Annotated in this window: 4 protein-coding genes; 2 read left to right on the top strand and 2 right to left on the bottom strand. The window is 48.0% G+C overall.

Features of this window, described 5'->3' with window-relative positions; genetic code table 11:
- The coding region (locus L2082_RS18385) for a COR domain-containing protein (RefSeq protein ID WP_446012107.1) at window positions 1-2,387 on the top strand (2,387 nt) is incomplete at its 5' end.
- Window positions 2,388-2,489: 102 nt separating this feature from the next.
- On the opposite strand, the gene ilvC is transcribed toward L2082_RS18385, so the two are convergent.
- Window positions 2,490-3,959 carry a ketol-acid reductoisomerase gene (gene ilvC, locus L2082_RS18380; RefSeq protein WP_446010709.1) on the bottom strand — a complete coding sequence of 490 codons (1,470 nt, stop codon included), beginning with the start codon at window positions 3,957-3,959 and terminating at the stop codon, window positions 2,490-2,492.
- A 327-nt stretch (window positions 3,960-4,286) separates the two neighbouring features.
- Between ilvC and L2082_RS18375 the strand changes: the two genes are divergently transcribed.
- Window positions 4,287-4,481 carry a hypothetical protein gene (locus tag L2082_RS18375; protein ID WP_446010708.1) on the top strand — a complete coding sequence of 65 codons (195 nt, stop codon included), beginning with the start codon at window positions 4,287-4,289 and terminating at the stop codon, window positions 4,479-4,481.
- An 8-nt stretch (window positions 4,482-4,489) separates the two neighbouring features.
- On the opposite strand, the gene L2082_RS18370 is transcribed toward L2082_RS18375, so the two are convergent.
- A complete protein-coding gene (locus L2082_RS18370) occupies window positions 4,490-4,840 on the bottom strand; it encodes a CZB domain-containing protein (protein ID WP_446012106.1) in 351 nt (116 codons plus the stop codon).
- Window positions 4,841-5,043 lie beyond the last annotated feature (203 nt).

The raw sequence follows: 5,043 nt of genomic DNA, 5'->3' as shown, positions 1-5,043 counted from the left end.
AACTGCACACGCTCGATTTAAGTGATAATCAGCTCACCGACATCTCGGTCCTCAAAGAACTGGGACAACTGCACACGCTCGATTTACGTTATAATCAGCTCACCGACATCTCGGTCCTCAAAGAACTGGGACAACTGCGTTGGCTTGATCTGGCAGAAAATCAACTTATTGATCTTGCCCCTTTGGAGGATTTCATTTTTTTGACAAATCTCAACTGCTGGAAAAATCAGCTCACCAGCCTGCCCGATTGGATCACTGAATTGCCTGTTGAACCGGTGTATCCTGACTCCGATTATATGTTTGGCAAGATCAACCTCGGCAAAAACCCCCTCACCCATCCCCCGCCGGAAATCATCAAACAAGGCCGTGAAGCCATCCGTGCCTATTTCCAATCCCTGAAAGAAGAGACCGTCCGTCTGCACGAGGCCAAAGTCCTGCTGGTTGGCGAAGGCATGGCAGGCAAGACCTCCCTCCTCAAACGCCTCCAGGGCCTGGACTTTGACAAAAAGGAATCCCAGACCCACGGCATCAACGTCCTCTCCCTTTCCGGCCATGAACTCCCCGGCTTCAACAATGACGATGAATGCCGTCTCCACTTCTGGGACTTCGGCGGTCAGGAGATCATGCACGCATCCCATCGCTTCTTCATGAGCAACCGCTCCCTCTACATCCTGGTACTGGACAGCCGCACCGACAGCAAGAAATTTCATTGGCTCCGCCATATTGAGAAGTACGGCGGCAAGTCGCCGCTCATCGTGGCCATGAACAAGATCGACCTCAATCCCTCCTATAATATTGAACAGAAGAGCATCAACTCCCGCTTCCCCTGGATCGACAACCGCTTCTTCCGTATCTCCTGCAAAAACCAGGACGGCCTGCCCGAACTGGTGCGCAGCATAGCCGCCTCTGTCCCGAACACCCCGCTCTTCGGCATGGAGATCAGCAAATCCTGGCTCGCCATCAGAACCGAGCTGGAACAGGTCACCGAAGCAAAGAATTACATCGATCGGGATCAATTCCTTGCCATCTGCGCAAAACACGGAGTAGATGACGAGATAAGCCGGATGACCCTGCTCAAGCTGCTCAATGATCTGGGCACGGTGCTCTTTTTCGAGAACCTGCCCCTGACCGACATCTATGTCCTTGATCCCCATTGGGTGACCGTGGGCGTGTATAAGATCATCAACTCGGAAAAGACCAAGGACGGGCTTCTGCGCGAAAGCGATCTGGTGTTCATCCTCAACGAAGAGAAAATCCGCTGCGATGAGTATGATCCGGCCAAGGAAAAAGAGTTCACCTACACCCGGACAGAGCTGCAATACCTTATCCAGATCATGCAGGAGTTTAAGCTCTGTTATCTGTATAGCAACTCTAAGCATCTCTACATCCTGCCCAATCAACTGCCCAAGGAACCGGAGGAAGAACCCACGCTGGCAGGGGAAAACCTGCTTTGCTTTCACATGGAATACGACTTCCTGCCCTCATCCCTGTTCTCCCGCCTCATGGTCCGCATGAAAAAGGATATTCTGGATCGGCAACAGCAATGGCGTTATGGAATGTTGCTGGATAATAACGACCTGGGTGTGCAGGCCATCATCAGAATGGAGGAGCAGAATAACCGGATTATGATTACCATCAAAGGGGGACTGCATAGCAAGCGGCAGTATCTCTCCATCATCCGGCATGCCATTGAAGGACTGGGTTTTCAGGAGCTGGTGCCGAAGGAGTTGGTTGAATTGCCAGGATATCCGGGGTACTTTGCTGATTATCAGAATTTACTTGGTTACGAGCGGAAAGGTTGGGACACCAAAGGTTGGGACACCTATTGTGACGGAATCTTGGGCGAGTCATTTTCCGTCTCTGATCTCCTGGACAGCGTGGTCAGTAAAGAAGAAAGAAACAAAGAGGGGATAAAACTTGTGAACGAGATTAACATGAGCGACTTCGGCAAGTCAGAGGTGCATCAAAACGTAGATCAACACAACACACAGACGGCTAACCAATCTGTTGATTTGCACAACCAATTCAAAGAAGCCCAGGCCCTGTTTGATAATCTGAAAAACGACATCCTGGACGAGGCCGAGATTGAAATTGAGGATGAAAAAGAGAAGAAGCGAGTAACCAGAGAGTTGGACAAAGCGGAACAGGCCATGACAGCGGCAGAAAAAGCTGTTCAGGAGGAAAAAGAACCGGATGCCGCCACCAAGAGCCGCCTGGAGGAATTCTTTAACAGCCTTGCCGATAAAAGCTCCCGCCTTGGCAAGGCCCTGGACTTTGTTGACCAAGGAACGCAGAAGGTGCAAAAGCTTGCCCGAACCTATAACAGCATTGCCGGAAACATCGGCCTGCCTACGGTGCCACCGCTGCTGCTGGGTAAGGAGAAGTGATGAAAAGATGCTCTCTCATCCACGAGTTTAAAAAATAAGGTTATGAAGATTCCATAGAAGAGGAGCAGGTCACCCTGCTCCCTGGTCATCGGATGATCAATCCTAGATTATCGGCTTCATAGCGCCCATATAAGAACGCAATTCCTCACCAATGATCTCCACGCCTGTGTAGCGAATAGACTCATTGACCTCAATCAGCTCTACATTGCTGACCCCGTTATCTTTCACATCCAGTCCTTTACCAATAACATCAGTGTTCACGGTCTTCATAAAATCCTGAAGCAAGGGATAGGCGGCATGATTGAACAGATAACAGCCATACTCAGCAGTATCGGAGATAACCACGTTCATCTCATAGAGCTTTTTACGGGTGATCAGATTAGCGATCAGCGGCAGCTCATGCAAAGACTCGTAATAGGCTGATTCTTCCTTAATACCAGCAGAAACCATGGTGTCAAAGGCAAGCTCCACACCTGCTTTGACCATAGCGACCATCAGGATCCCCTTATCAAAGTACTCCTGCTCAGCAATGGCAACATCAGCAGCTTCAATCTTCTCAAAATCGGTCTCACCGGTTTCCTTACGCCAGTTCAGCAGATTAGCATCATCATTGGCCCAGTCTTCCATCATGGTTGTGGAAAAATACCCGGACATAATGTCGTCCATATGTTTATGAAAGAGCGGAGCCATAATTTCGCTCAACTCTTCAGCCAACTCATGAGCGCGGATCTTGGCAGGATTAGAAAGGCGATCCATCATATTGGTGATACCACCATGCTTCAGGGCCTCGGTAATAGTTTCCCAACCGTTCTGAATGAATTTTACAGCATAGGCCGCATCAATTCCCTGCTCTACCATCTTTTCAAAGCACAGCAACGAGCCGGTTTGCAGCATACCACAGAGAATGGTCTGCTCACCCATCAGGTCAGACTTGACTTCTGCAACAAAGGAGGACTCCAGGCAGCCAGCCCGGTCGCCACCAGTACCACAGGCATAGGCCTTAGCCACATCCCAGCCAATACCTTGAGGATCATTCTCACGATGCACGGCCAGCAGGGTCGGCACACCAAAACCACGCTTGTACTCCTCGCGGACTTCGGTTCCAGGAGATTTCGGGGCAACCATAACAACCGTGATATCATCACGAATCTGCATGCCTTCCTCAACAATATTAAAACCGTGAGAGTAGGACAGACAGGCACCTTGTTTCATAAAAGGCATAATAGCCTCAATAACGTTGGAATGCTGCTTATCCGGGGTCAGGTTAATGACCAGATCTGCATCCGGGAGCATTTCTTCGTAAGAACCTACCTTGAAGCCGTTATCTGTTGCGTTTTTCCAGGACTGACGCTGTTCCTTGATAGCAGCCGCACGCAGGGTGTACGAAACATCCAGCCCGGAATCACGCAGATTCAGGCCCTGATTCAAACCCTGGGCACCGCAGCCCACAACAACAATTTTCTTGCCTTTCAGGGCTTCCACCCCGTTAAACTCTGAGGCATCCATAAAACGACATTGGCCCAGCTCTTCCAGCTGAAGACGCAGGGGCAGGGTATTAAAATAATTTGCCATTGGTCCTTCTCCTTGGGTTGGTATATTCAGTTGGTATATTCATAATACCCCCTTTGTTTATCCTGTAAAAAGAGCGATAAAAAAGGAAATATAAGGTATGCTTTATAAGTCAACGCACTATACCATGCAAAAATATTGCGTAAAGTGATTTATCCAATATATAATTTTGCAAAAAATGTAACAATACAAACAGGGCGCAACAAAGTCATGGACACCAATCAATTACAAGAAATATCAGAGAATCAATTGGCTCCAGCCACCATTTATCATCCCAAGCACCGGTCTGAGCCGACGGAGCGTTGAGCAATTGGTTTGCGGAATAAAATAATGCGGAATATCTATGCTGAGGTGGCGGGAAATGAAGCGATTATTGCTATGGTGAGTTCGGGATGTGGCGTAACCTTGTTCAGCAAGCAGGCAAGCAAGCATCCGTGTCGTTTTATCCTGCTGAAAGAGTGGCAAATAAAGCTGTATATACAGTCAAACGACTTTCAGGGAAAAACCGTATATACAGCATCATAAAAAAACTTCTAGCGCCGCTTGGCCTCTGCTTCCAAACGTTCCAGCATCTCGACAAATCTGTCACATTTCTTTTTAAATGTCTCCAAAGCCTGCTTTCCCTCTGCACTTTTTCGGGTTTCCACAGGCAATTGAATAAGACGCTTGATATCTTCATGTATTTCTTTATGCAATACATCAATGGCAGAAATTTCATTAAAATCACTATATTCCTGCTTGATACTCCTGTTAAACAGCTTCCCAAAATCGCAACTGTTATGATCCGGCACATCTGCCAAGGTTAATTCCTCGACACCATAAAAAAAATCAGATAATTTTGATTTCCACTGTAAGTGTGCTATCATACCTGTTTGTAAATTCATTACGTCCATTATTGCCTCCATTGCTAAATAAAAGTATTATAAAATAAGCTCAAAAACGACACCTTCTTGGCACAAGGTAACCGTTCAGACCCCTCTCATTTTTTTTACGCAGCAAGAGGCAGAGGAGGCACATCCAGCCCCTGGCGCCGAGCCGTGATAACCTCAGCGAGATATTTCCACGGACAGGCGTTGCGCTTCCTACA

The organism is Candidatus Electrothrix sp. (assembly GCF_052785085.1).
The sequence above is the reverse complement of the archived record's forward strand: the minus strand, read 5'-3'. Positions and strand labels throughout refer to the sequence as shown.